The sequence below is a fragment of the Lacipirellula sp. genome, assembly GCF_965279485.1.
In the GTDB taxonomy this organism is placed as follows: domain Bacteria; phylum Planctomycetota; class Planctomycetia; order Pirellulales; family Lacipirellulaceae; genus Lacipirellula.
The window spans coordinates 3,090,005-3,114,024 of record NZ_CBDIIC010000002.1; the positions used below are offsets into that span (position 1 = coordinate 3,090,005).

Consider the following 24,020-nt stretch of genomic DNA (forward strand, 5'->3'; position numbering starts at 1 on the left):
TGAATGAATTATTAGCGTCCCCATCAGCGTTCATCAGCGGTGCTATCCTCACTCTCCGCCAGTCGTCGTTGCCGCGGGAGCAGGCGGAGTTTGTTGCGCGGCAAGGAACTCAAGTAGATCGAGGAACTCGACGCCGCTCATGCCTTCATGCAGTTTCTCCGGCATGCTGGAGACTTCGAGTTCTTCGCGAATGTCGATGTCTTCCTTCGGCACCTTCTCCACCGTGCCCTGGCCGACGACCAGCGTCAGTTCTTTGTCGTCCTCAGCGATGACGAGCCCCGAGACGGCTTTGCCGTCGACCGTGAGGATGTTGGTCGCGCGGTACTTCGGGTCGATTTTCTTGTTGGGGAACAGCACCGATTCGAGGATCTCGTCGAGCCGCAGCCGCTTGCCGACGTCGCTCAGGTTCGGGCCGAAGTCGGCCCCCTCGGCGCCGACGCGATGGCAGGCGGCGCAGGCCCGCTTGAAGACCTTCGCGCCTTCGCCCGCGTTGCCGTCGAGGGCGTTGAGCCGCGACATCACCGTGGTCCGGTGGCCTTCGCTGTCGTAGCGTTCGATAATCGAGTTGACGAGCGAGGTCACTTCACGCCCCTTGTCGTTGCCTGAAGCAACGCGAACGAGGAACGCCGACTCGGCCGGATCGTCAATCGACCACGGTGCATTCCCGGCGAGGGCCGGTTCCCACACGGGCCGTAGCGAACCTAAAGCGCTCTCCAGCGTGAACGTCAACTCGGCATCCATTGGATGCTTGAGCACGCCGAGCGCAAGTTTGACGGCCGTCGGCACGGGGAAGTAGCTCAACCCGCGAACCGCTTCGAGCCGCACCCGCGGGTGGGGGTCGTTCGCCAGTTTCGCCAACGTGTCGAGCGACCCGATGTAGAGATCGCGTTGGTCGGCGATCGTATGCGCCGCTGCCGCGCGAGCATTAAAATCCTTCGCCGCGGCGACTTGCTGAAACAGCTTCGCATCGAACGCATGCTGCCCGGCAAGCGCCCACATCGCCTCAGTGATGAGCCGATCGTGCAGCGGATCGTTCGGGTCGATCTTCGCGACCCACTCCTGCACCGCCGCGACGACTTCGTCCTTAGGCCGATCGCGAAGTTCGCGCTGCACGCGGTACCGCGTCGCGGGCTCGTACTCGCGAAGTTGTTCCAAGAGTTCCGGCACGCTTTTCCCGGCTTGGGTGACCGGCGTCACCAGCGGCCGACCCTTCGCCGTGAGGCGGTAGATGCGGCCATGCGTATGGTCGCGATTCGGATCGCGCTGCGAGTACTGCATGTGGCCGATGAGCGGATTGTGCCAATCGATGAAGTAGAGGCCGCCATCGGGACCAATCTGCGGGTCGCCGGGGCGGAAGTTGCGGTCGGTCGAGGTCACCAGATCTTCGACGCGGCTTCCTTTGTAACCCGAGCCGTTATCCTCAACCTTGAACTGCAGAATGCCGTTCATGTTGATCACGCAGGCATAGAAGAAGTTCCCCTGCTCCGAGTCGGGGAAGTGACGGCTAAACAAAAAGCCGTTGCCGAGCGCCGGCCGCATCGTCGGACCGTCGTAGGCGATGAACTGTTCGTTGTTGCCGCGCTGTTCGCTAGGGGCGACGGTGAGTGGCGTCGCCCAGTGCTGGTTGGCGCCGGTGCCGTCGCCGAGGAACGGCTGACCCCAATCGTTGTGGCTGAAGCACCACGCGTTCACGAGGCATGGATAGATGTACTTTTCCAGCTTCCAATTGCGGGGGTCGAGGGCGTAGCCGGACGATTTGTCTTTGTTGCGAACTGGGCCGTACGCGGTTTCGACCGTGCCGCTCATCGAGATCCCCTCGAGCATGATGAGCCGGCCGTCGGGAGTCCATTCAAACGCACTGATCGCGTGGTGCGTGTCGTCGGTGGCAAAACCGTCGAGCACCACCTCGCGGACGTCGGCTTTGTCGTCGCCGTCGGTATCTTTGAGGAACATCAGCTTCGGTTGATTGACGACGAGCACGCCGCCGTTCCAAAACTCGAACCCGACCGGCACGTGCAAGCCGTCGGCGAAGACCGTCGACTTGTCGGCCTTGCCGTCGCCGTCGGTGTCTTCGAAGATGATCAGCTTGTCGTTCGGCTTCGGATCGCCCGGCTTCCACTGCGGGTAGCTCGGCATGCACGCGGCCCACAGACGGCCCTTATTGTCGAAGGCCATCTGCACCGGCTTGGCGAGATCGGGGAAGTCCTCTTCCGACGCGAAGGTTTGGATTTCGTATCCGTCGGGAACCTTCATGGCCTTGAGCGCTTCGTCGGGCGTGAGGATACGCAGGTCAGCCGGTTCGGAATAGGGCTTCGTGCCGAAGGCGGTCGGCGGGATCGCGAGGACGGGGTTCACGTCGTCGGGAACCGGCGGCGTTTTGCCTTGAGCGATCGCCCAAATCACTTCATCGCGCTGCGCGCACATCTTGCGAATCTTTGCATACTCGGCGGGGAACGTTTCGACGTCGAGCGGCTTTGAACGGCTGCCGTAGACGTACCAGCCGTTGACCATGCGGTAGTCTTGCTGGTGGTGCCATTGGAGGTCGATAATGGCGTCGCGTAGTGCTTGCCGCTGTTCGGAAGTGAGCTTCGCTGTGTTTTGCAAAGCGCCGAAAAGTTGGCTATACAACACCTGAGAGATGATAAAGTCGCCCAAGCGATTTAAATGAACTCCGTCAGTGGTCAGTTTTGCATTCAGGGGATCGGAATCAGACGACCGAACCGCTGTGGAATCAACTTCGACTTTTTTAGCTGGTTGCTTCTTAGGCCAATCAAAGAGATTAACAAACGGAAGCTTCTCCGCTTCCGCAAAACTCTTCATCGCCTCCGTGTACAGAGAAAGATTCGCATTCTCCTCTTTCCCATTCGGCATCAGCGGATTGCCGGTCGCTTCATAGGCAATCGGCGACACCAGCACGATCCGCGGCGCCACGCCATCTTTGGTAAATTCGTCGCGCGTCCGCTTCACCCACGCTGCTAGATTTTCTTTGAACTTCGGCAAGCCCGCTTCGCCGGCGAATGATTCGTTGAAGCCGAAGAACGCGATAATCACGTTCGGGCTGAACTCCTGCAGCGGATCGTCGATCGCCGTGTAGTCGTTCGAGCGCTGTTGATTGCCGACTTCGTCCGCCGGCCAGCCGAAGTTGCGGACGACGAGTTCGTACTCGGGGAACCGCGTGTGGAGCAGCGCCTCGAAATTTCCGTAGAGCCGCATCCGCTCGGCGAGGCCGTTGCCGACGAGGGCGATGCGATCGTGCGGCTTCAACTCAAGCTGCGGTTGAGGAGCGTCTGCGGCGAGGACGCGGTTGGCCGTCGCCATGAAGCCGAGAGCCAACAGAAACAGACCGAGGAAGCGAATGCTTGCGAGACTACGCACGTCGAAACTCCGTCGCGTGTGAGCCGCCGTCATCAAGGGCGGAAAGAGATCAGAAGCCACGGCGTCCCAGGAGACGCCATCTCATTATAGTCGAGCAGCGGAAGGGGTCGGGAGCCTTTTGCCCCGGGAGAATGCATTTCCTGAAAGGAGTTGCCAGTTTTCCTGAAGAGCGTTGTGGGTGCTAGAGGTCGCCAGCTTCGTTGATCGCGATTGGCCGCGAAAAGCTGGCAAAGAATCCGCAAAACACCGGCGGAAATCTTGTAAGATATGGGGCCCATCCGGCGTTGTGCGAATAGCGCCGCGACTTCTCTCAAGAGGACACTCTCATGCTTACTCGTTCTCTGCGTCGGCGATTCGGCGTGGCTTCATTTGCAATCTGCGTAGCGATTTTCGCAATGGCCTCCGCCGCTGACGCCGTGGAGCCGACGAAGAAAGTGCTCGTCATTGGCATCGACGGTTGCCGATTCGACGCCCTCCAGCGGGCCGAGACTCCGCACCTCGACGCACTCATGGAAGCGGGCGCCGTCGCCCAACCGACGCGGATCTTTCCGGCGCGGTATCGCGAGGCCGATACGATCAGCGGACCCGGCTGGTCGAACATCCTATGCGGCGTCTGGTCCGACAAGCATCGCGTGATGGACAACGAATTCACGGCGCCGAACTACGAAGAGTACCCTCACTTCTTCAAGCGGCTGAAGCAAGTAAAGCCTGACGCGGCGACGGCGTCCTTCTCCGACTGGAGCCCGATCGCGAAGAAGATCCTCAGCGATTCGGACGAGACGCTCGACGCCGAGCGGGAGGATCACAACTACCAACTGAGCGACGTCGAGATCGTCGCCGCGGCGAGCAAGCATTTGCGCGAAGCCGATCCGACGGCGACGGTCGTTTACTTTGGCCAGGTCGACGGTGCGGGGCACGCCGACGGGTTTCATCCCTCGGTGCCAACTTACGTGAAGGCGATCGAACGGGTCGATGGCTATGTTGGCGAGTTGCTCGCAGGGATCGAATCGCGCCCGACCCGCGCCGATGAGGATTGGTTAATTCTAGTGACGACCGACCACGGCGGCAGCGGCACCGGCCATAGCAACGGCCACGATAACCCCGAAGTGGCGTGCTCGTGGTTAGTCGTCAGCGGCGACGCGGCCGATCGCGGCAAGATCGCCGGCGAACGCGGGCAGGTCGACCTCGTGCCGACAGCGCTCAAGCACCTTGGCGTGGCGGTCGATCCGGCTTGGAAGCTGGATGGTGAAGCGGTGGGGTTGAAGTAGCTTTCGGGGAGAGTAAAGAACAGCCCGCTGATTGACGCTAAGAGGCGCCAGTAAAATCATTCCTTCTTCTCGCGTGTTTCGTGGTTCAACTCTTCGGCGTCTGCGCTCATCGTCGCCGCGACGGATGGGAATCTGCGCAGCATGGCCTTCAGCGTGAGGACTTGCAGAATGATCAGCGGCGCGAGCAGGACGAGGCCGCCGAGTGCGATGCTGAAGCCATAAATGAAGACGGTGAGCGGGACCGAGAACAAGAAGAAGAGAACGAGCGCAATCGCGGCGATGTGGAGCTTGCGGAGCATGGACTACTGAAAGTGATTAAATGCGGAGAGATTCAGCCACGAAACGCACGAATTGACACGAAAGCGTCACTCGTTCGTGAGTTTGAGACCATGTCGTCGCGCCCACTCTTCGTTCCATCCATAGATCTTTACATGGTGGACGGCGTGGTTCTCATGCTTGTTTCGTCGTCGTTAGTGCATCGGCCGCATCGTGCGAGAACAAGTGCGTGTGCGGGCAGTCATTCAGCACCAACTGTTCGCGCAACGACTCCAGTTCGTCGATGAGCATAGTGACGCCGGCAAGGTCGGCGTGGATGGCGAGATATCCGCCGTCTTCGCTGGTCACAAAGCTCAGTAGATGAGGTTGCTGCCAATCGGGATGATATTCTGATCGTCTCATCGGATCCTAATTCGCAATCTCGACGTGCTGCCAACGTAATTAGCCCCCGGCTTGAAGAGCCGGGGGCTAAAAGGGGCGTTCGAGTTTTCTCAATCGGCGTCGATTAACCGGCCGCGTCGAAATTCTTCGACGCTTGGTCCCAATCGACGATATTCCACCACGCGGTCACATAGTCAGGCCGCTTGTTGCGGTACTTCAAATAGTAGGCGTGTTCCCAGACGTCGAGGCCGACGATCGGCGTTTTACCGGCGGTCAGGGGGCTGTCTTGGTTCGCGGTGCTGATCACCTCGAGGCCTTCGGGGCCCTTCACCAGCCAAGCCCAGCCGCTGCCGAAGCGGGTGGCGGCGGCGTTGTTCAGCGCTTCCTTGAACGACGCGAAGCTGCCGAACTTCTTGTTGATCTCTTCGGCCAGTTTGCCGGTCGGTTGGCCGCCTTTACCGGGGCCGATGATCGTCCAGAAGAAGGTGTGATTCACGTGGCCGCCGCCGTTGTTCTGCACGGCGGTGCGAATCTCTTCCGGAATCGCATCGAGCTTCTTCACCAACTCATCGGCCGGCAGCTTGGCGAGTTCCGGGTAGTTGGCGACCGCGGCGTTCAGCTTGTCGACGTACGCTTGATGGTGCTTCGTGTAGTGAATCTCCATCGTCTCGGCGTCGATATTCGGCTCGAGCGCGTCGAAGGCGTAGCCAAGCTTCGGCAGCTTGTAGGGGCCGGTCGGCGCGGCGGGAGCGGCGGCGGTTTGGGCCTGGGCGTTCGACGCCAGCATGCCGACGGCGCCGCTAGCAGCGAGGGCGGCGGCAGAGGCGCCGAAGAAGGAGCGGCGATCAACCGCGGGGCGTTGCTGATGATCGCGTTGCGAGGAATCGGTGGGAGCGGACATAAAATCTGGCCTCCTCAGAAAGTGGTGGGATCGATTTGTCGGTCGGCGAATCGTCGGACTGAAACGACTCGCCGCTAGCCGGAGGGCCACGCCCTCCAGGATGGTAGTTCGCTGAGCGCCGCCGGCCCGTACCGCGTGGCGGTCCGGCTAGGTGGACGCGTTGTCTTCTAGTTAAACCTTCGAAGTGCGCTGTAGGAACGCTGTTGGCGCCGCAAAATTGCCGCGGCCTACAGCCCCCGCGACCGTCAATGTTAACGCTGTCGCCGGGCGGGTGCCACCGACCTGCTGGCGCCAATCGTCCGCAATCGCCTGCCGCAACTCGTATGACGCAGGCGACTTACGACTCGTTCGACAGTTCGGCGAAATTACTGCGAACCGCTCGACCCCTTTTGCAGATCCTTCCGTAGAACCGAGCAGACCGAATATGGAAAGTCCCGCAACAGGAAGGGCGGGCGGTAGCGCGTCGGGCCGAGAGGAACTCGCTCGGATGCGCCTAGGAAGCAGGAGCCTTCCCCCATGCCTCTTTTCGCTTCGTCGGTGCGCGCCATGAGCGCGGCCGCCGTGATTCTTTCGTTTGTTGCCGCTGGCCCTGAGCAAACAGCCGATGCCGCGGGGCTGGCCTTCGACTTCGGTCGGGCGATCGAGTGCCGCGACGTCACCACGCCGGAGTTTTCCGAGCGCTATCCCGACGAACGGGTCATCGAGTCGACCATTCGCCTCTCGGTTTATCTCACCTCAGGCGCGATGAGCGACGTTGAAACCATTCGCGTTGAAATCGGCGACGTCGATCGCCGACTGAAAGTGTACGACTTCTCGCCGAGCACGCGGCTCGAAAGCGAGTTTGCCGACGACATCGAAACGGTGAAGACGACCGAGTCGTCGCACTCGTTCGAAGCGTCGCTCGGCGGCGAGGTGCCCTGCATCGGTGGCACGGCCGCGAACGTTACTCCTTCGATCAGCGGCGGCAAAGGCGGGAAAGAGGTCGTCACTGAGAAGCAGAAGCGGGTCGCCCCGAAGCAGGCGGTGATCGCCAGCGGCACGACGAACGAAGAACATGGCGTCTTCTTTGTGCTGCGGCCTTCGCCGACCACGTCGCTCGAAGGGGTCCACGAACTGAAGGTGCAGTTCATCGTGCCGGTCACCTGGCGCGGCGACGCCGTTCGCGTGGCAGTGCAAGCGGCCGGCAACCAGAAGGTGCTGTGGATGTCGCAACCAAAGGTGCTGGCGCAGAAGTCCACGGCGGTTGCCCTCTACATGGAAGGCGACTTCGCGGCCCGGCGTGCGGCGGAGCGGCTGGTGCGGCAGTAGGGAGAGGGGCCAGCGGTAGAGATTCAGGGTTCAGTTGTACCGCGATTGCGGAGACCAATTGAATACGATCCGTCGTCAAAGTGGCGGCGCTCGTCAGAGAGCCGCTCGCTAGCAGCACTCGCAGGGCTTCAGCGGTAAGTCGTTGCAAGGTTGCCGTTTAGCGAATCGTTGCTCGCAGCCGCCCTTCAATTGGCCCCTCGATTGCGTCCGTAAGCGGTCATTCCACTCCCGCCTTTCCGGAACAGGGCGGGAGCTTGTGACAGCAGCGCACGCGAGGCGGCGATGGCCATTCTGAACTGTTTGTGGGTCGGCGTCCTCGCGGGGCTCGTCGGCAGCCGGCTCATTCGGACGAACGACGGGTATGCCTCCGCTGGCAGCAGCGTCGCGGTCGGACTGGTCGGCGGACTCGTCGGGATGCTGTCGCGTTCGCGGTACGGCGATCTGCCGCACGTCGACATCCTCTCCGCCGGCATCGGCGCTGCGGTCGCCCTTGTTGCTTGGGCGTTCGTGCAGCGCGTTTGTTTGTGCCGGCGTTAAATCGTTGCGGAGACATGATTGGATTTTTGACAGGATAACAGGATCGTTGTGGATCTACGGGATTCGACGTCCTGTCGATCCATTCATATCTTGTGATCCTGTCCAGTCTTTTGAAGAGAGCGCATAAAAAATCATCCTAAGCGAGCGAAGATTTGAAATCTTCGCTGCGCTTAGGATGATGTGTCTTGCGGGTCGATTGAGTTCCGCTCCGGCGGGTCGTTGACCCGCGGCTGCGGTTGGGACTAGTCGACTTCCTTTTCGTTGATCCACGACATCATGCGGCGGAGCTCCTTGCCCACCTTTTCGACGCCGTGCTCGCGTTCGCGACGGCGGGTCGCCTTGAACGACGCAGCCCCGCCCTTGTTCTCGAGGATCCAGTCGCGGGCGAACTGGCCGTTGCGGATTTCCTCGAGGATCTTCTTCATTTCCTTCTTCGTCTCTTCAGTGACGATCCGCGGGCCGCGGGTGTAGTCGCCGTATTCAGCGGTGTTCGAGATGCTGTACCGCATGTAGTTGAGGCCGCCCTGGTAGAACAGGTCGACGATCAGCTTCAGCTCGTGCATGCATTCGAAGTAGGCCATCTCGGGCTGGTAGCCAGCTTCGACGAGGGTTTCGAAGCCAGCCTTCACGAGGGCCGCAGCACCGCCGCAGAGCACGGCTTGCTCGCCGAACAGGTCGGTTTCGGTTTCTTCAGCGAAGGTCGTCTGGATGACGCCGCCGCGGGTGCCGCCGATGCCCTTCGCGTAGGCCATGCCGATCTTGAAGGTTTCGTCGCTGGCGCCATCGCCCAGAGCGATGAGGCACGGCACGCCGCCGCCCGCTTCGAATTCGCTGCGAACGAGGTGGCCCGGGCCCTTCGGCGCGACGAGCAGCAGATCAACGCCCTTCGGCGGTTCGATCTGGCCGAAGTGGATGTTGAAGCCGTGCGAACACATCAGCACGTTGCCGGGCTTCAGGTTGTCGCGGATCTCGGCCTTGAAGACGTCGGCTTGCAGTTCATCCGGCAGCAAGATGTTGATAACGTCGGCTTGCTTGGTCGCTTCAGCGGCGGAGACGGGCTCGAAGCCGTGGCTCTTGGCGAGGTCGTAGTTCTTGCCGCCGGGGCGCTGGCCGATGACGACCTTCACGCCGCTGTCGCGGAGGTTCTGAGCATGGGCGTGGCCCTGCGAACCGTAACCAATGATGGCGACCGTCTTCCCCTTGAGTGCGGCGAGATCGGCGTCTTTGTCGTAGTAAATCTTTGCGGCCATGAAATGTCCCTAGGTCAAGTGTCTGGGCCAGTTGCGATCGTCGTTAACGCGTCGATGCGGCTGGCAATGTCGATATGGAATAATGATGGCGAGCGATCTTGCGACGGCTCGCTGACGGTGTGTGGGTTTATCAGAGTTGCAAGCGGTGGCTCGGGCGACGCGACGCTACTGCAATCGCAACGATGGCCGTCAGCGAACTAACGAGGCTCAGCGGTTCTGGCACCGCGGCGTTCGCGGCGGCCGCGTTACTGCGGGGAGCGAAGTTGCGTTGCCAAGTAAGGAAGTCGGCGCCGTCGCTGTCTCCATCGCCGTCAGCGTCTGCCGATGCGGTGGCGCCGGCGAAGGCGGTTCTCCAAACGTCGAGATCGTCGCTGTCGACGAAGCCGTCGTGATTGAAGTCGCCAGCGACGGGGGCCATGATCGGCGGGTCGTAAGCAATCCAGATTTGATGGTCTTGCTCGGCCACAAAAGAGATGACTGGCAGCCCCTGCCGATCGAAAGCTAAGCCAACGCCTTGCGCTTCCTTCAGCGGCGAGCCGTTGGGAGCCACGTTCGTGACAGTCGTGATCGTCCAATTCGGGTTGATCTGATTGCCGTCGAAGATCGCGTACTTGAGCGTTCCGTTGTTGACCCAAGCGGCGCCGACGACGCCCAGGTCGTTCGCGGCCAGCGCGACGTCGGCGATGCCCGGGCCCAGCGCCGCGGTATCGAGCGTCGTCGACAACCACTCGCCTGAAACGATGTCGAAGTGGTACGCCACCGCTGCGTTATCGCTCCAGTGGCTCGTGATGCCCGCGACGTGAGGTCTCGAAGCCGAATCGTACGCTAGATCCAGCGATGCGCCGTAAAGCCTCGCATTACCTGTGTTGAGCTGCGCCGGCAGCCATGCGTCGCCCAGCAGCCGCGTGCGCTGCCAGAACGTCACGGAGTCGTCGCCGTTGTTGTTCCAACTCTGCGTGATAACGCCGAGATCCCCTAAGGGAGACTCCGCGACGTCGAAAACCTTCTGGCCGTAATTCAATCCGGGAACAATCGAGTTGTCGGCCGTAATTGGCTGGCCGGCGTCATCGAACTTGATGGCTTGAGCGTCATAGACGGGCGCTTGAAAACCGCCCATCGAAGTTCCACGCACGGCCACGTTGAACTGACTGGACGATGAGTATTGCGTCTGAGCAGAAACGGCAAATCCATCGGGCGAGCCGCTCGCCGCCTGCAGGTAAATCTGGTCGGTAGGCAGATACTCCTGCGTCAGGTTGGTCCCGATTTGATGCCAATTCGTCCGCAGCCCGCCGGCCGGTTGCTGATTCAGGTTCGGAACGGAGAACAGCGAATAGGCGTCGATTTGGTTGTTGTAGCCGGCGCTAAACACCACGGGCCAACTCAGATTGCTCCGCATCGACAGCGCCGTTTGCGGCTTCTCCCTCTGATTGACGTAGCCCGTTCGCTGAAACGTCCAGCTGAAGTTTGCCGCAGCGCATGCGACATGGCACGCTAAAACGCACACGAAGCTTCCGAACAGCTGATGGAGTTTCATGCTGATGAGTCCGCGAGAAGCAAAAAGCTATCGAGCCCGCTTGCTACTGAATCGAACCGCTACGCCTTCACCCCAGCCACTTTCCGCAGAGAACTCGCCTCTACCGCCGGGCGAACCGCGCCGCGGACCATGGCGATCCGACCCGTGCGGACCAGCTCGACGATGCCGAACGGACGCATCAGGTCGATGAAGGCTTCGACCTTCTTTTCCGGGCCGGAGATCTCGACGATCACCTGGTCGGGGGCGACGTCGACGACGCGGCCGCGGAAGATGTTGCAGAGCTCGTGAATCTGAGCGCGGCTTTCGGCCGCGGCGCGGACCTTGATCAGCATCAGGTCGCGTTCGACGAACTCCTGCGACGACACGTCGTCGACCTGGACGACCGTGACGATCTTCTCGAGCTGCTTGCGCACCTGCTCCAGGACGTTGTCATCGCCGACGACGACGAAGGTCATCCGCGAGAGCGTGGGGTCTTCGGTGGCGCCGACCGCGAGGCTGTCGATGTTGTAGCCGCGCGAGGAAAACATGCCGGCCACATGGGCCAGCACGCCGGGGACGTTTTGCACGAGAGCCGAGAGGACGTGACGCATGACATAGTCCTGGGGATTGCCAAAAATCGAACCTTTGATCATAGCTGCGAAGGGGTTAGGTCACAAGCTGGCGGAGTCGTAAGGGGTCGGGGGCCTTTTGCCACTGGGGCGGTTTGTTGGCAATGGGAAGCTACCAGTGGCAAAAGGCCCCCGACCCCCTCTGGCCCGCCCATCCGGTTGCCCGGGGCGGAACCCTGGGGTAGCCTGACAGGTTTGGCCTCAGACCGGTGCGATCGACTAGGGAGTCGGTAACCGTTCGGGCCACCGCAGCACCCCGACCGATTCCCGCATGTCGAGCGATCTGCAGCCGCCGCCGAGCACCGCCGCCGCCCCTCCCGGGGAGGTGATCCGCATTCGCGGCGCCCGCACGCACAACCTGCGGAACGTCGACCTCGACATCCCCCAGTGGCGACTGGTGGTGATGACAGGACTCAGCGGGTCGGGTAAAAGTTCGCTCGCTTTTGACACGTTGCTGGCTGAGGGCCAACGGCAGTACATCGAAAGCCTCTCGACGTACGCCCGCCAGTTCTTCGACCAAATGGAACGGCCCGACGTCGACCTGATCGAGGGACTGCAGCCGACGGTCGCCCTCGACCAGCGGACGACGACGAATAACCCCCGCAGCACGGTCGCCACGGTCACCGAGATCTACGACTTCCTCCGCGTGCTGATGGCCCGCACGGGCGATGTGGCTTGCCCCAACTGTGGGACGGCGATCTCGCAGCAGACGCCGGCGGAGATTCAGCAGGCGATTCTCGCGCTCCCTGAGCAGTCTAAGGTGATGATCCTCGCGCCGATGGTGCGCGGCCGAAAGGGTCGGCACTCAGAGATTCTCGATCTGGTGCGGAAGGAAGGTTTCGTCCGCGTCCGCATCGACGGGCTCACGTACGAACTCGAAGACGTGCCGGAACTGAAGGCGCAGCAGCGGCACGACATCGATGCGGTGGTCGATCGCGTGATCATTCGGCCCGGCATTGAAAACCGGCTCGCCGAGTCGGTGCGGCTGGCGCTCAAGCATGGAGACGGGGCGCTCCGCACCGCGACGCTGACTCCCGAGGCGAAGAACACCTCGAATGGCCACGCCAACGGGGTCGGGGGCCTTTTGCCGCAAGAGAGTTCCCAAGCGAGCAGCGCCTCCAGCGGCAAAAGACCCCCGACCCCTTCCAATGCCACCACCGCGGAAAATGGCTGGGAAGAGCACGTCTTCAGCACGCGGTACGCCTGCCCCGACTGTAAGACGAACCTCACCGAAATCGAACCGCGCACGTTCAGCTTCAACAGCCCGTACGGCGCCTGCCCGGCGTGCGAGGGATTGGCGGCGCGCGAGGGCTTTGTGCCGGAACTCGTTATTCCCGACGAAACGCAATCGCTCGCCGCCGGCGCCGTCGCGCCGTGGCGCGGTGCGGCAGCCGACGCTCGCAAATCGCAGCACGCGCTTCTCGATGCGTGGCTCGCTCACACGAAGCTCGATTGGGAGACGCCGCTTGAAGCGTGGCCCGCCAAATCCCGCGAGCAACTCCTCGCCGGCGACGGCGGCAAATTCCCCGGGCTGCTCGCGCATCTCGAAATGGACTACGCCGCGGCAACGAACGACGCGACGCTCAGCAAGCTCGCGGAATTCCGCGGCCCCGTCCCCTGCCCCGAGTGCGGCGGCTCGCGGTTGCGCCCCGAAGCCCGCTCCTGCCGTCTCGGCGGCTTAGCGATTCACGAGATCACCGCCCTGCCGATCGACCGCGCACGGCAATTCTTTGGCGAGCTGAAATTCCTGCCGGCGATGCAGCCTGTCGGCGAACCGCTCACTGCCGAGATCGCACGACGGCTCGACTTTCTCGTCGAGGTCGGCGTCGAGTATCTCACGCTCGACCGCGCGGCAGATTCGCTCAGCGGCGGCGAGATGCAGCGGGTGCGGCTGGCGACCGGCATCGGCTCGGGGCTCGTCGGCGTCCTCTATATTCTCGACGAGCCGTCGATCGGCCTCCACCCGCGCGACAACGCCCGGCTGATCGAATCGCTCCGCAAGCTGCAGCAACAGGGCAACACGGTGCTCGTCGTCGAGCATGACGAAGCCCTCATTCGCGCCGCCGATTGGCTGATCGACGTCGGCCCCGGCGCCGGCGACCGCGGCGGCACGATCGTCTCGCAGGGAACGCCCGAGGAAGTCGCGGCGGATCCCGATTCGATCACCGGCGGCTATCTCAGCGGCCGCTTGCGCATCGAACCGCCGGCGAATCGTCGCAAGCCAGCGAAGACGCGGATGCTGGAACTCGAAGGCGCGACGCTCCACAATCTTCAAAATGTCGACGTACAGATTCCGCTCGGACTGTTCACCTGCATCACGGGCGTCAGCGGTTCGGGTAAGAGCTCGCTCATCATCGACACGCTCGGCGCCGCGCTGGCCCGCAAGCTCAACGGCGCCCTGACGCGCCCTGGCCCGTACCGTGCGCTCCGCGGCGTCGCGAAGCTCGAACGGCTGATCCACGTCGACCAATCCCCGATCGGCCGCACGCCCCGCTCGAACCCCGCCACCTTCACCGGCATGTGGGACGAAATTCGCCGCGTCTTCGCCGGCACGAAGCACGCCAAGCAGCATGGCTATAAAGTCGGCCGCTTCAGCTTCAACACAAAGGGTGGCCGCTGCGAGCATTGCCAAGGCCAAGGGGTCGAGCGGATCGAAATGCGGTTCCTGCCCGACCTGTTCGTCACCTGCCCGGTGTGCCACGGCCGGCAGTTCAATCGGCAGACGCTGGCCGTACGGTATCGCGATCGCTCGATCGCCGACGTGCTGGCGATGCCGATCGACGAAGCGGTTTCGTTCTTCGAGAACCACCCGAGCATCCACCGCATGCTCACCAGCCTCGTCGACGTCGGCCTCGGCTACCTGACGCTCGGCCAGCGCAGCACCACCCTCTCCGGCGGCGAAGCCCAGCGTATCAAGCTTGCCGCCGAGCTCGGCCGCCCCTCCGGCGGACCGACGCTCTACATCCTCGATGAACCGACCACTGGCCTCCACACCGACGACGTTGGTCGTTTGCTCCGCGTGTTGCAGCAGTTGGTGGAGCTGGGCCACTCGGTGCTAGTGATTGAACATCACCTCGAAATGATTAAATGCGCCGACTGGGTGATCGACGTCGGCCCCGAAGGAGGCGCGGCGGGCGGCCAGATCGTCGTCGCCGGAACTCCTGACGACGTCGCCGCTTGCGAAGCAAGCTACACAGGACGTTGGCTGCGGGAACTGCTGTAAAAAGTCCTCGGCGCTCCCGATTTCTGCATTATCGCACGCCAAGTGCGCAATTTGCGACACGCCGTGACGAAATCTTGGCTATTCGGCCGTGCCGATCGAATTGTTAGCGTTTTGAGAAAGTAATTGCACTCCTCTATCCAATCACTTAGGCTATCCCCGTCAGGCCTGGGCGATCGCCCAGGCCTGGGAATTATCAGGGGCGTCATTTTTTTCTTCTATGAGGTGCGCTAATGATTCGATCACGCAATTTGGTCTTGGTTGCCGCGTTAGCGGTAACGCTCTTCTTCCAGGCTCCGGTTCGAGCCGCCAATGTCTGGCTGAGCTTGAACCTGCAATTCAATACGCCTGGCAACGTCAATTCCGGCGGCACATGGACGACGGTCGCGAAGGCTCAGCCGCAAGGGATTGCCGGCGTCAGCATGAATCTGGCGAACACGACCTTCGGGTCGTTTCTCGCGCCGTCGCAGCTCGACGTTCAGTTGCAGTCGGGCAACACGACGCTGCGGAACGTTTTGGTGGGCGATAGCTTGACTCCGCCCTATCCGCTCGGCATCGGCGTCATTGGCAGCTCGTTCCCGTCGACGTACGTCGATCCGGCCGGGCTTGTTCCTTTCGGCGGGAACCCGAACTATGGTTCGTTCACCGGCGGCGTTGCATTGGCGACCGGGACGTTTGCTGCGGGCGTCGTCCCGAATTGGACGGGAGTTACAGACGCCAACCTGTTCACCGGTGCGTCGCCTGCGCCGGTGGTTGACGCGGATACGTTGTTGACGGTCCGGTGGGTTGTGCCTGAGCCGGCGACGTTCGGTCTCGGCGGCATGGCGCTCGTGGCGCTGGTCGCCGCCTCCCGTCGCAAGAGTAGCTAGCCGCCGTTTGCGAGCGTGACTGCTCGCAGCTCGGCGATCAAGTTCGCAACTAACGAAGCAGCCCCGACCTGGTTAGGTCGGGGCTGCTTTTGTTGATGCATTGAGTAATGAGAAGGAGTGTGCGCCGCTGCAATCGGAATGCGGGCCGAGCGAACTCCGCCTACACTCTCTCAAAAACTGTCGCGATCCCTTGCCCGATGCCGATGCACATCGTTGCCAGGCCGAACTGGGCGTCGCGGGCGATCATGGCGTTGATCAGCGTCGTGGCGATACGGGCGCCGCTCGCGCCGAGCGGGTGGCCGATGGCGATGGCGCCGCCGCGGACGTTGACTTTGGCGGGATCGAGTTCCAGCAGTTGCATGCAGGCGAGCGCCTGCGCGGCGAAGGCTTCGTTGAGCTCGATCAGGTTAATGTCAGCGAGCGTGAGCCCGGCGCGCTTGAGCGCGAGTTGCGTTGCCGGGACGGGACCGGTCCCCATGACGCTCGGGTCGACGCCGGCGACGGCGGTGGCGCGGATCTTCACGAACGGCTTCAAGCCGAGCTCCTTCGCGCGGAGGTCGCTCATCATCAGCAGCGCCGCGGCGCCGTCGTTCAGCGGCGAGCTGTTGCCTGCCGTGACGGTGCCGATCTTCGGCATGAACGCCGGCGGCAACGCGGCGAGCGCTTCGAGCGTCGTGTCGCGGCGAATGCATTGGTCTTCGCGGACCAGCACGCGAGCGCCCAGTTCGTCGCGGCCCCAAATCGGAATAATCTCGTTCGCGAACTCCCCGGCGTCGGTCGCCGCGGCCGCCTTAAGATGGCTGGCAAGGGCGAACTCATCTTGCGCTTCGCGATCGATTCCCTGAGTCTGCGCGAGGAACTCGGCAGTAAAACCCATGTGCAGCGCGCCCTTGCTCGTGGCGTGAAACAGCTTCGGGTTAAAGTCGACCCCGGCATCCATCGGGATGTGCTGCATGTGCTCAAGCCCGCCGACGATTTGCACATCCTCGGCGCCGGCCGTTACCGAGTGGGCCGCCTGGTTGATCGCCTGCAAGCTGCTGCCGCACAGGCGATTGACCGTCGCGCCGCCGACGCTGCTCGGCAAACCGGCGAGCAGTGCCACGATCCGGCCGACGTTGAACCCCTGCTCCTTTTGCTGCTGCGTGTTGCCGAGCACGACGTCCTCGATCACCGCCGGATCGACGCCGGTTCGCTCGACGAGCGCCTTCACCACCGCCGCGGCGAGATCGTCGGAGCGGACGTCGCGAAAGACGCCTCGCTCGGCGTGGGCCCGTCCGATGGGCGTCCGGCAGCAGTCAACGATCACTGGAGTTTTCATAGCGAGGTCACAATCGCGAATGAGCGGGTAAGTGAGGCAGTGGCGAGCGTTGCTGGGCGTTATGCGTCGTAAAACTTCTTCCCAGCCTTTGCCGTGCGAATCAGCAGTTCCGTCGGCAAGTAGCGGTCGCCGAGCGTTTCGTACGGTTCAAGTTTCTTGACGAGCGCCTCGGCGTCGATCGTGTCGGCCCAGAAGAACAGCCCGCCATGAAACGGCGGGAAACCGATGCCGTAAATCAGCGCCAGGTCGACGTCGCGAACGTTCGCCGCAATGCCGTCTTCAACCACCCGCGTCGCTTCGAGGAACATCGGCAGGATCAGCCGGTCGATGAGCTCGCCGGTCGAGAACTTGCGTTCGTCCTTGCGATGCGGCGCGATGATCGCTTCCGCTTGCGGGCTGTCGGAGCCGTGGTCGTTCCGCTTGCCGGAGTAGTTGAAGAAGCCGCCGGGGCCTTTCTTGCCGACGCGGCCGGCGTCGACCATCGCGGGCAAGATTTCGGATCGCACGACGCGATGGGGGAACGCGCTCGCCATCACGCCGCCGGCGTGCAGCGCCACGTCGAGCCCAACGGTGTCGTACAGCGCGAGCGGCCCCATCGGCATGCCGAACGCCGTTGCGGCCCGTTCGATCGCTTTGATCGGCGCCCCTTCTTGAAGTAGCAGCAGCGCCTCGTTCATGTACGGCAGCAGCACGCGATTCACGAGGAACCCAGGGCCGTCGTTCACCACAATCGGCGACTTGCCGATGCGGCGGGAGTAGGCGACGGCCGTAGCGATGGTGTCGTCGCTCGTTCCGCGGCCGCGAATCACCTCCACCAACGGCATCATCCGCACCGGGTTGAAGAAATGCAGGCCGCAGAATTGCTCGGGCCGCACGAGCGGTCCGGCGAGATCGCTGATCGGAATCGTCGACGTGTTGGTGGCGAGGATCGAGTGGGCCTTGATGATCGGTTCGAGCCGTTCGTACAGCTCCTGCTTGGCGCCTTCGCTTTCGTAGATCGCTTCGATGATCAGATCGACGTCGGCGAGTTCGCTGTCGTGCATCGTGCCGTTGACGAGCGGCGAGAGCTCGATCGCCTTCGCGGCGTCGGGGCCTTTCAGTTGCTTGTTGTAGCTCGCCTCGGCCAGCACCCCCTTCACGCCACGGGCGACTGCTTCGTGCGTCGTATCGCCGAGCGCGACGGGAATGCCACGTTTGACGTTTGCCGCGGCAATCCCCTGCCCCATCGTGCCGGCGCCGATGACGCTCACCGACTTCACTTCGCGCGGCGAGCCCTTCGCCGGCATCGCCTTCTTGTTTTGGTCGCGGAGGAAGAAGACGTTGAGGAGCGCCCGATTAACGGTCGAACCGAACAGCGGTGCGAAGCCTTCGGCCTCCAACTCGCAGGCGGCTTCAACGTCGACGCCCGCCGAGCCGACGAGCGTTTCGAGGGCCGCGATTGGCGCCGGGTACTGACCCTTCGTTTGGCCCTGGATGTAGGCGTTGGCCGTCGCGGCGAGGAAGCCGAGTTCGGTATCGCTGATCGCGATCGGAGCGTACCAGCGGCAACGGTCTTCGAGGTACTCTTTGGTTTGCTGTTCGTTGCGGACCAGCCGAATCGCCGCGGCGAGCAGCGCGTCGCCTCCCTCGGTGGTGACGTCGTCGACGAGACCCATCGCTTGGGCCGTAGCCGCGTCGATCGACTCGCCGCCGGTGATCAGCTCCACTGCGTTGCTGAGGCCGACGATCCGCGGCGTGCGGGCGGTGCCGCCCCAGCCGGGGAAGATGCCGAGTTTCACTTCGGGGAAGCCGAAGCTGGTTTCGCTGTTCGCAACCATGATGCGTCGGTCGCACCAGACGGAAAGTTCTGCCCCGCCGCCAACGCAGATTCCTTCGATCGCCGCCACGGTGACGAACGGCGCCTTCGCCAGCCGACCGAACAATCGCTGGCCGCGGCGGGAGATCTCGACGATCTGCTCGTCGGGGGCGTCGATGTCGGCGGCGAACTCGCGGAGGTCGGCCCCGGCGATAAAGTTGCCTGGCTTCGTCGAGCGGAAAATCAGCCCCGCCAGGTCGGTTCGCTTTTCGAGCGTCGACAGGATGCCGTCGAGTTCCGCGAGCGCCGGCCGCGAGAGGATGTTGGCGCCCTTTTGCGGATCGTTGATCGTGATGACCGCGATGTCGCTGGCGGGCGACTCCAAATGAAAGAGCAAGCCGTCAGCCATGATCGCCGCCTTGATTCGATGTGCAAACTGTGAGTTCGTCGGAAAAGTCGCGACCCTGTCGTCGCTTAGCGCGGCCGGGAGTCAATTCTCCCCGCCGCGAGCCGCTGGTATGTTGGCATTCTATGGAAACCCCCGCCCCGAGCCCAGTCAGCCAACCTCTGTCCACTTCGCCTAACGGTCGCCCTTGGGCGCTGCCGCTCGTCCTGGCCGTTGCGTTCGCGACGACTGGCTGGCTGTTGGTGAGTTTTCGCAACAGCTCGAACGAAGGCCAGACGAGCGCGACTCCTACCGCCGGCGCCGAGAACCTCACCCCCGCCCCCGAGCCGGGCGTCGAGACCGCCTCGCTCGAAATCCGCTACGGCAACGGCGCCCGCCGCGAGATCGCCGCCCTCCCTTGGCACGAGGGAATGACCGTCGGCGACCTGATGCGGCTGGCCCAGCAGTTTCGCCCGGGGATCGAATTCACCCACACTGGCAAGCGGGAAATGAGTTTCCTGACCTCGCTGGATGGGGTGGCGAACGAGGGCGCCGACGGCCGATTCTGGGTTTATGACATCGGCGGGCGGAAGGCCCAAGTGAGCTACGAAGTTCAGCCGCTAGCCGCGGGCGAGCGCGTCTTGTGGGTTTTCAAGCGTCCGGAGTAAAATCGGGGCCCCATGCCGCCAGTCGGAGGAAGCCTTTCCCCGTGCCGTCGGCTCAAAACATCTGTTGATTGCGGAAGCACCATGAACCGAGAAACGCGTCGCGACTTGTTGATCTTCGCCTTGCTGCTGGCCTTTGGCGTCGTCGGGCGCTGGGCCGAGCCGGCGTGGAACTTCACGCCGCTGGCGGCCGTGACGGCGCTCGGGGCGTTTTACTTCCGTAGCTGGTTGCCGGCGATTTTGCTGCCGTCGACGCTGTTGGTCGTCTCCGACCTGATGCTGCCGTCGCACGACGCCTGGCAGGTGCAGCTGTCGGTGCACCTGATGGCGATAGTGCCGCTGATGCTCGGCCGGGCTGCTCGCAATCAAGAAGGCTGGCGCCGCGCCGCGTTCTGGGGCATGTGCGGCTTCGTCCCGGCGACGATGTTCTACCTTGTCACCAACTTTGCCGTGTGGGCGTCGAAGAGCCTTTACGCTCCGACGGTTGCCGGGCTGATGGAGAGCTACGCCAAGGCGTTGCCGTTCTACCGCACGATGCTCGCGGGCGATGTTTGCTACATCGCGCTGATGACGGGCTGCTTGGCGGCGGCTCACCTGCTGCAGCCGCAAGGGCTCGAGCAGCTGGTTAAGCGAAAGTAAGTCGCATCGCTTCTAGCCTCGGGCTCTGCCCGGGGGTCGCGCACTACGCCGATGGATGGTGCGCCGTCTCTACGTCATGCCCACCCTCGGTCAGAGCCCGGGGCTATCGGAGTTGCAGCGCAGGCTGTGCGAGTGGCGAGTCGGGTTGTCGACTAACCAGCGGCAGCTGGAGCTTCGGCCGCCGGCGCTTCTGCGGCGGGTTTCTCAGCGGCAGGTTCAGCCGCGTCTTCGCCAGCCGGGGCTGCTTCGCCGTCGGCGGCGGGATCGGCCGCTTCGTCCGCAGGCTTTTCAGCGGCGGCTTCGGCGCCGAACTCATCTTCCATCGCCGCGTCGTCGCCGGCAGCGGCGGCAGTCGGGCTCCAGGTGGCCACCATCTTGTTCACGCTGACCGCCAGTTTGCGGACCTCCGGAGCAATCTGCACTTCGCTCACGTTGTCGGGGGCCGAACCCTCGGCAACGCTCCGCAGCGAGGCGGCGAGTTCCGTGAGCTTCGCCTTCGATTCGTCCGTGCCGCCAGCGGCCACGGCCGAGGCGCCGTCGGCGATGGCCAGTAGCCGGTCGATCATGCGGCGTCGTTCGTACTTGGGGCCGAGATCTTCGGGCATCATGTCAAAGCCGCCCATCCCCCCTCCACCGCCGCGACTGAATCCCATGCCGCCGCCACCCGTGCCAAATCCGCCGCCGCCGTTTTTGTAGAACTCGTCTTCAAACTTCTTGGCATCGTCGGCTTCGAGCGAGAGGACCTGCTTCGACAAATCGCCTAAAGCGTTGGTGATCGCTTCGACGTCGAGCCCTTGGGCCGCCGTGTACATCTCGGGCTTTAGCAACTGAGCGATGTTGCAACGATCGTCGAGGTGAATCGATTTGTTAGTGAGGAGCGCGACGAAGGTCTCTTGCACCGGCGGCGTCATGCCCTTGGCAACTTGGGCCGCGAGCACCTTGGCTGCTTGCTTGCGGACCCACCCGTAGGCTTCCGCCGGTGCATCCTCAGGAGCCTCCTTCAGAGTCGCGATCGCCGTCGCCGCTTTGGTGAGGCGTTCAGCCAGGGCCGGATCCATACCGTCGATGCGGCGTTGCAGGCCGATCATCGCCGCCAGCTTGAGGGCCGTCGGCACTTCGACGGTCGCGTTGCCGGTTTTGAATTCCGTGTTCTCCAAGATGGCGAGCAGCGGCTCAGTGGCTGCCGGCAGCGGCTTGCCCGCCGCATCGTTGAGTTGGCCGATGATCAGTACGGCGTTGTAGCGGCTCGCGGGATGGTAGTACCCCTTCGCAATCGCATCCATCGCTTTGAGCGTGTTCGACGTGAGGTAGTCGCGGGCGCCTTGCGACTTCGCCGTGTTGATGTAGCGGGTGAAGAGTTGATCCCGCGTGATGGCGATCTGGCCGAGCGCTTCGGGCGGATCGTACACCGTCATCGACGGGAAGATGTACTTCATGAAGAACTCATTGAGCGTCTTCGTCTCTTCCGCGCCAGGGTTGTTCGTATCGCGGAGGATCGTCGCCACTTTGCCGGAGATCGCTTTCGCCTGCGCGAGCGGGATCGGCTTGAGAGCGCGGTACGATTGCGCCGAAGCAGTGAGCGACGTCACGCAGCCAACGGCGAGCGTTGCCAGGGTGACGATAGATTGCCAGCGCGAACGACCGGTGCGGGTCATGACCTCGATCTCCTCTTGAGTTCCGGAGGACCGGCCCCGCGCCTCCATCGCCCAGGAGGGCGGATGAGCATTGGCAAATGGCGCGAATCGGTCCACGATCCACCCTACTCACGGGGCTTCGAGAATGTCAAGCTAAGGGCTGTTTTCTCGGGGGTTTTCGCGAACTTGACGACCGGAAACTCGGGTCTCCACCACACCTAGCCCCGGGCTCCGCCCGGGGGTCGCGTCCCATTCCGATGGAACGCCGCCCTTACTTCAAACCGACCCCCGGGCGGAGCCCGGGGCTAGAATCGCTATCGCGAACGGCGACGTTCTCTTGGTATCTGTCCTGTTGATCCATCTGATCCTGTAATCCTGTCCAGTCTTCGATTGATTCGCCATTCCTCGAGAGCCCCCATGCCACTCCTCTACGCCAGCCCCCGGTTCCTGGAGCACCGCACGGGCGACCACGTCGAATCGCCGGTCCGGCTGGAGCAGATTATCGTCCGGCTGGAGAGTTCAGGCCTGGCCGCCGCCTCCCGCCGGCCCGTCTGCAAGCCGGCGAGCCCAGCGGAGCTCCTGGCGGTGCACGGCGGCGACTACCTCGAGTCGGTTGAAGCCCTCTGCCTCCGCGGCGGGGGACGGCTCGACGCCGACACGGTCGTGTCGCCCGCATCCTACGAGGTCGCCCGCCTGGCCGCCGGGGCCGCCTGCGACGCCACCCGCCGGGTGCTGCGGGGCGAGGAGGCAAACGCCCTCTGCCTCGTCCGGCCGCCCGGCCACCACGCCCTGGCCGACCGGGCGATGGGCTTCTGCCTGGTGGGGAACGTCGCGGTCGCCGCCCGGCTGGCCCTCGACGAGTTCCAGCTTGATCGCGTGCTCGTCGTCGACTGGGACGTCCACCACGGCAACGGCACGCAGGACCTGTTCTACGACGATCCGCGAGTGGGCGTCTTCTCGAGCCACCGCTGGCCCTTCTGGCCCGGCACCGGTGCCGCCGACGAAACCGGACATGGCGACGGCCTCGGCGCTACGCGGAACCTGCCGGTGACGTTCGGCACGCCCCGCCGCGAGTACCTCGCGCGATTCACCGGCGAACTCACCGAGTTCGCCGCGCGCATGAAGCCGCAGCTGGTGCTCATCAGCGCGGGGTTCGACAGCCACGCCGCCGACCCGATTGGTTCGCTCGGCTTAGAGACCGAAGACTTCGCTGAGCTGACGAGCGCGGTCCGCGCCGTCGCCGACGATTACGCGCAGGGGCGAATCGTCAGCGTGCTCGAAGGGGGCTACAACCCGCCGGTGCTGGCGGAATGCGTGGCGGTGCATTTGGCTGGGCTGATTGCTTGAATCAGGAGGTCAATTTGGATGCCGTTGCTGATGGGTTATACTTAAGCGGTCGTTCTCAATGGAGTTGATTCGCCATGTCCATGCCGTCGCCGCTCACGGCCTCAGAGCCCAACTACGCGTGGGAAGTCGCTCGGCTGTTTCCAAACCAAGGGGATTGGAACGAGTCGGACTACTTGTCAGTCACGCATTCCACCAATCGACTAGTAGAGCTTCGGAACGGCAGAATCGAGGTCCTGGCCATGCCGACGATGTCGCACCAGTTGATCGTCGCCTTCCTCGTACAGGTCCTGAAGGCGTTCGTTGAGCCGCGGCAGCTCGGCGACGTCTTGTTTGCTCCGCTGCGAGTTCGAATCGCGCCGAAGGAGTTTCGCGAGCCAGACGTAGTCTTCATGCTAGCTCAGAATCGTGATCGAGCCGGCGATGACTACTGGCTGGGGGCGGACTTGGTCGTCGAGGTTGTCAGCAGGGACGCCGAGAGCCGCAAGCGTGATCTCAAGGAGAAACGAGCCGATTACGCCGCTGCCGGCATCCCTGAATACTGGATCGTCGATCCAGTGGAACGCCGCATCACCGTCCTCACTCTCGCAGGGACGGAGTACGCCGTCGGGGGCGAGTACGTGCCGGGCGAGCAAGCCGAATCGAAGCTACTTGAGGGGCTCGCCGTCGACGTCACCGCAACGTTCAAAGCGGCTGAGCGTCCACGCTAGTCG

General features: G+C 63.1%; 19 protein-coding genes. 9 read left to right on the top strand and 10 right to left on the bottom strand.

The window, feature by feature from the left end:
* Positions 1-48: 48 nt before the first annotated feature.
* Positions 49-3,375: a PVC-type heme-binding CxxCH protein gene (locus ACQY7R_RS20030; protein ID WP_428307324.1), complete on the bottom strand. Its 3,327-nt coding sequence runs from the start codon at positions 3,373-3,375 to the stop codon at positions 49-51.
* 395 nt (positions 3,376-3,770) lie between these two features.
* Between ACQY7R_RS20030 and ACQY7R_RS20035 the strand changes: the two genes are divergently transcribed.
* Complete coding sequence (locus ACQY7R_RS20035) at positions 3,771-4,643, top strand: alkaline phosphatase family protein (RefSeq protein WP_428307325.1); 873 nt, start codon at positions 3,771-3,773, stop codon at positions 4,641-4,643.
* A 56-nt stretch (positions 4,644-4,699) separates the two neighbouring features.
* Here the strand turns inward: ACQY7R_RS20035 and ACQY7R_RS20040 are convergent, their stop codons facing one another.
* The 3 genes from ACQY7R_RS20040 to ACQY7R_RS20050 form a co-directional block, all read right to left on the bottom strand.
* On the bottom strand, positions 4,700-4,942 hold the full coding sequence (locus ACQY7R_RS20040; RefSeq protein ID WP_428307326.1) for a hypothetical protein: 243 nt from the start codon (positions 4,940-4,942) through the stop codon (positions 4,700-4,702).
* Between the two features lie 151 nt (positions 4,943-5,093).
* Positions 5,094-5,321, bottom strand: coding sequence for a hypothetical protein (locus ACQY7R_RS20045; RefSeq protein ID WP_428307327.1), 228 nt, complete (start codon positions 5,319-5,321; stop codon positions 5,094-5,096).
* Between the two features lie 103 nt (positions 5,322-5,424).
* On the bottom strand, positions 5,425-6,201 hold the full coding sequence (locus tag ACQY7R_RS20050; RefSeq protein WP_428307328.1) for a superoxide dismutase: 777 nt from the start codon (positions 6,199-6,201) through the stop codon (positions 5,425-5,427).
* 516 nt (positions 6,202-6,717) lie between these two features.
* On the opposite strand from ACQY7R_RS20050, the gene ACQY7R_RS20055 reads away from it, so the two are divergent.
* Both ACQY7R_RS20055 and ACQY7R_RS20060 read left to right on the top strand, forming a co-directional pair.
* Positions 6,718-7,509 carry a hypothetical protein gene (locus ACQY7R_RS20055; protein WP_428307329.1) on the top strand — a complete coding sequence of 264 codons (792 nt, stop codon included), beginning with the start codon at positions 6,718-6,720 and terminating at the stop codon, positions 7,507-7,509.
* Between the two features lie 282 nt (positions 7,510-7,791).
* Complete coding sequence (locus ACQY7R_RS20060; RefSeq protein ID WP_428307330.1) at positions 7,792-8,046, top strand: hypothetical protein; 255 nt, start codon at positions 7,792-7,794, stop codon at positions 8,044-8,046.
* A gap of 242 nt (positions 8,047-8,288) precedes the next feature.
* Here the strand turns inward: ACQY7R_RS20060 and ilvC are convergent, their stop codons facing one another.
* The 3 genes from ilvC to ilvN all read right to left on the bottom strand — a co-directional run bounded on the left by ilvC (position 8,289) and on the right by ilvN (position 11,420).
* Positions 8,289-9,296 (bottom strand): ketol-acid reductoisomerase, encoded by a 1,008-nt coding sequence (ilvC, locus tag ACQY7R_RS20065; RefSeq protein WP_428307331.1) that lies wholly within the window; start codon positions 9,294-9,296, stop codon positions 8,289-8,291.
* Positions 9,297-9,426: 130 nt separating this feature from the next.
* A complete protein-coding gene (locus tag ACQY7R_RS20070; protein WP_428307332.1) occupies positions 9,427-10,830 on the bottom strand; it encodes a hypothetical protein in 1,404 nt (467 codons plus the stop codon).
* A gap of 59 nt (positions 10,831-10,889) precedes the next feature.
* Positions 10,890-11,420 (bottom strand): acetolactate synthase small subunit, encoded by a 531-nt coding sequence (gene ilvN / locus ACQY7R_RS20075; protein ID WP_428307333.1) that lies wholly within the window; start codon positions 11,418-11,420, stop codon positions 10,890-10,892.
* Positions 11,421-11,709: 289 nt separating this feature from the next.
* Between ilvN and uvrA the strand changes: the two genes are divergently transcribed.
* Together uvrA and ACQY7R_RS20085 are read left to right on the top strand one after the other, a co-directional pair.
* Positions 11,710-14,661, top strand: coding sequence for an excinuclease ABC subunit UvrA (gene uvrA, locus ACQY7R_RS20080; RefSeq protein WP_428307334.1), 2,952 nt, complete (start codon positions 11,710-11,712; stop codon positions 14,659-14,661).
* 230 nt (positions 14,662-14,891) lie between these two features.
* Positions 14,892-15,527 carry a PEP-CTERM sorting domain-containing protein gene (locus ACQY7R_RS20085; RefSeq protein ID WP_428307335.1) on the top strand — a complete coding sequence of 212 codons (636 nt, stop codon included), beginning with the start codon at positions 14,892-14,894 and terminating at the stop codon, positions 15,525-15,527.
* Between the two features lie 160 nt (positions 15,528-15,687).
* On the opposite strand, the gene fadA is transcribed toward ACQY7R_RS20085, so the two are convergent.
* Entirely contained in the window at positions 15,688-16,845 is a 1,158-nt protein-coding gene (fadA, locus tag ACQY7R_RS20090) for an acetyl-CoA C-acyltransferase FadA (RefSeq protein ID WP_428307336.1), read from the bottom strand.
* A 59-nt stretch (positions 16,846-16,904) separates the two neighbouring features.
* Complete coding sequence (locus ACQY7R_RS20095; RefSeq protein ID WP_428307337.1) at positions 16,905-19,049, bottom strand: 3-hydroxyacyl-CoA dehydrogenase NAD-binding domain-containing protein; 2,145 nt, start codon at positions 19,047-19,049, stop codon at positions 16,905-16,907.
* Positions 19,050-19,171: 122 nt separating this feature from the next.
* Between ACQY7R_RS20095 and ACQY7R_RS20100 the strand changes: the two genes are divergently transcribed.
* The gene (locus ACQY7R_RS20100) at positions 19,172-19,693 is read left to right on the top strand and encodes a DUF4430 domain-containing protein (RefSeq protein WP_428307338.1); all 522 of its coding nucleotides are present in this window, start codon (positions 19,172-19,174) and stop codon (positions 19,691-19,693) included.
* An 81-nt stretch (positions 19,694-19,774) separates the two neighbouring features.
* The gene (locus ACQY7R_RS20105; protein WP_428307339.1) at positions 19,775-20,329 is read left to right on the top strand and encodes a DUF6580 family putative transport protein; all 555 of its coding nucleotides are present in this window, start codon (positions 19,775-19,777) and stop codon (positions 20,327-20,329) included.
* Positions 20,330-20,481: 152 nt separating this feature from the next.
* Here the strand turns inward: ACQY7R_RS20105 and ACQY7R_RS20110 are convergent, their stop codons facing one another.
* Positions 20,482-21,984, bottom strand: a complete 1,503-nt coding sequence (locus ACQY7R_RS20110) for a hypothetical protein (protein ID WP_428307340.1) — start codon at positions 21,982-21,984, stop codon at positions 20,482-20,484.
* A gap of 396 nt (positions 21,985-22,380) precedes the next feature.
* Here ACQY7R_RS20110 and ACQY7R_RS20115 point away from each other — a divergent pair, with 396 nt between their 5' ends.
* Both ACQY7R_RS20115 and ACQY7R_RS20120 read left to right on the top strand, forming a co-directional pair.
* Entirely contained in the window at positions 22,381-23,310 is a 930-nt protein-coding gene (locus ACQY7R_RS20115) for a histone deacetylase family protein (RefSeq protein WP_428307341.1), read from the top strand.
* 74 nt (positions 23,311-23,384) lie between these two features.
* Complete coding sequence (locus ACQY7R_RS20120) at positions 23,385-24,017, top strand: Uma2 family endonuclease (protein ID WP_428307342.1); 633 nt, start codon at positions 23,385-23,387, stop codon at positions 24,015-24,017.
* Positions 24,018-24,020: the final 3 nt, after the last annotated feature.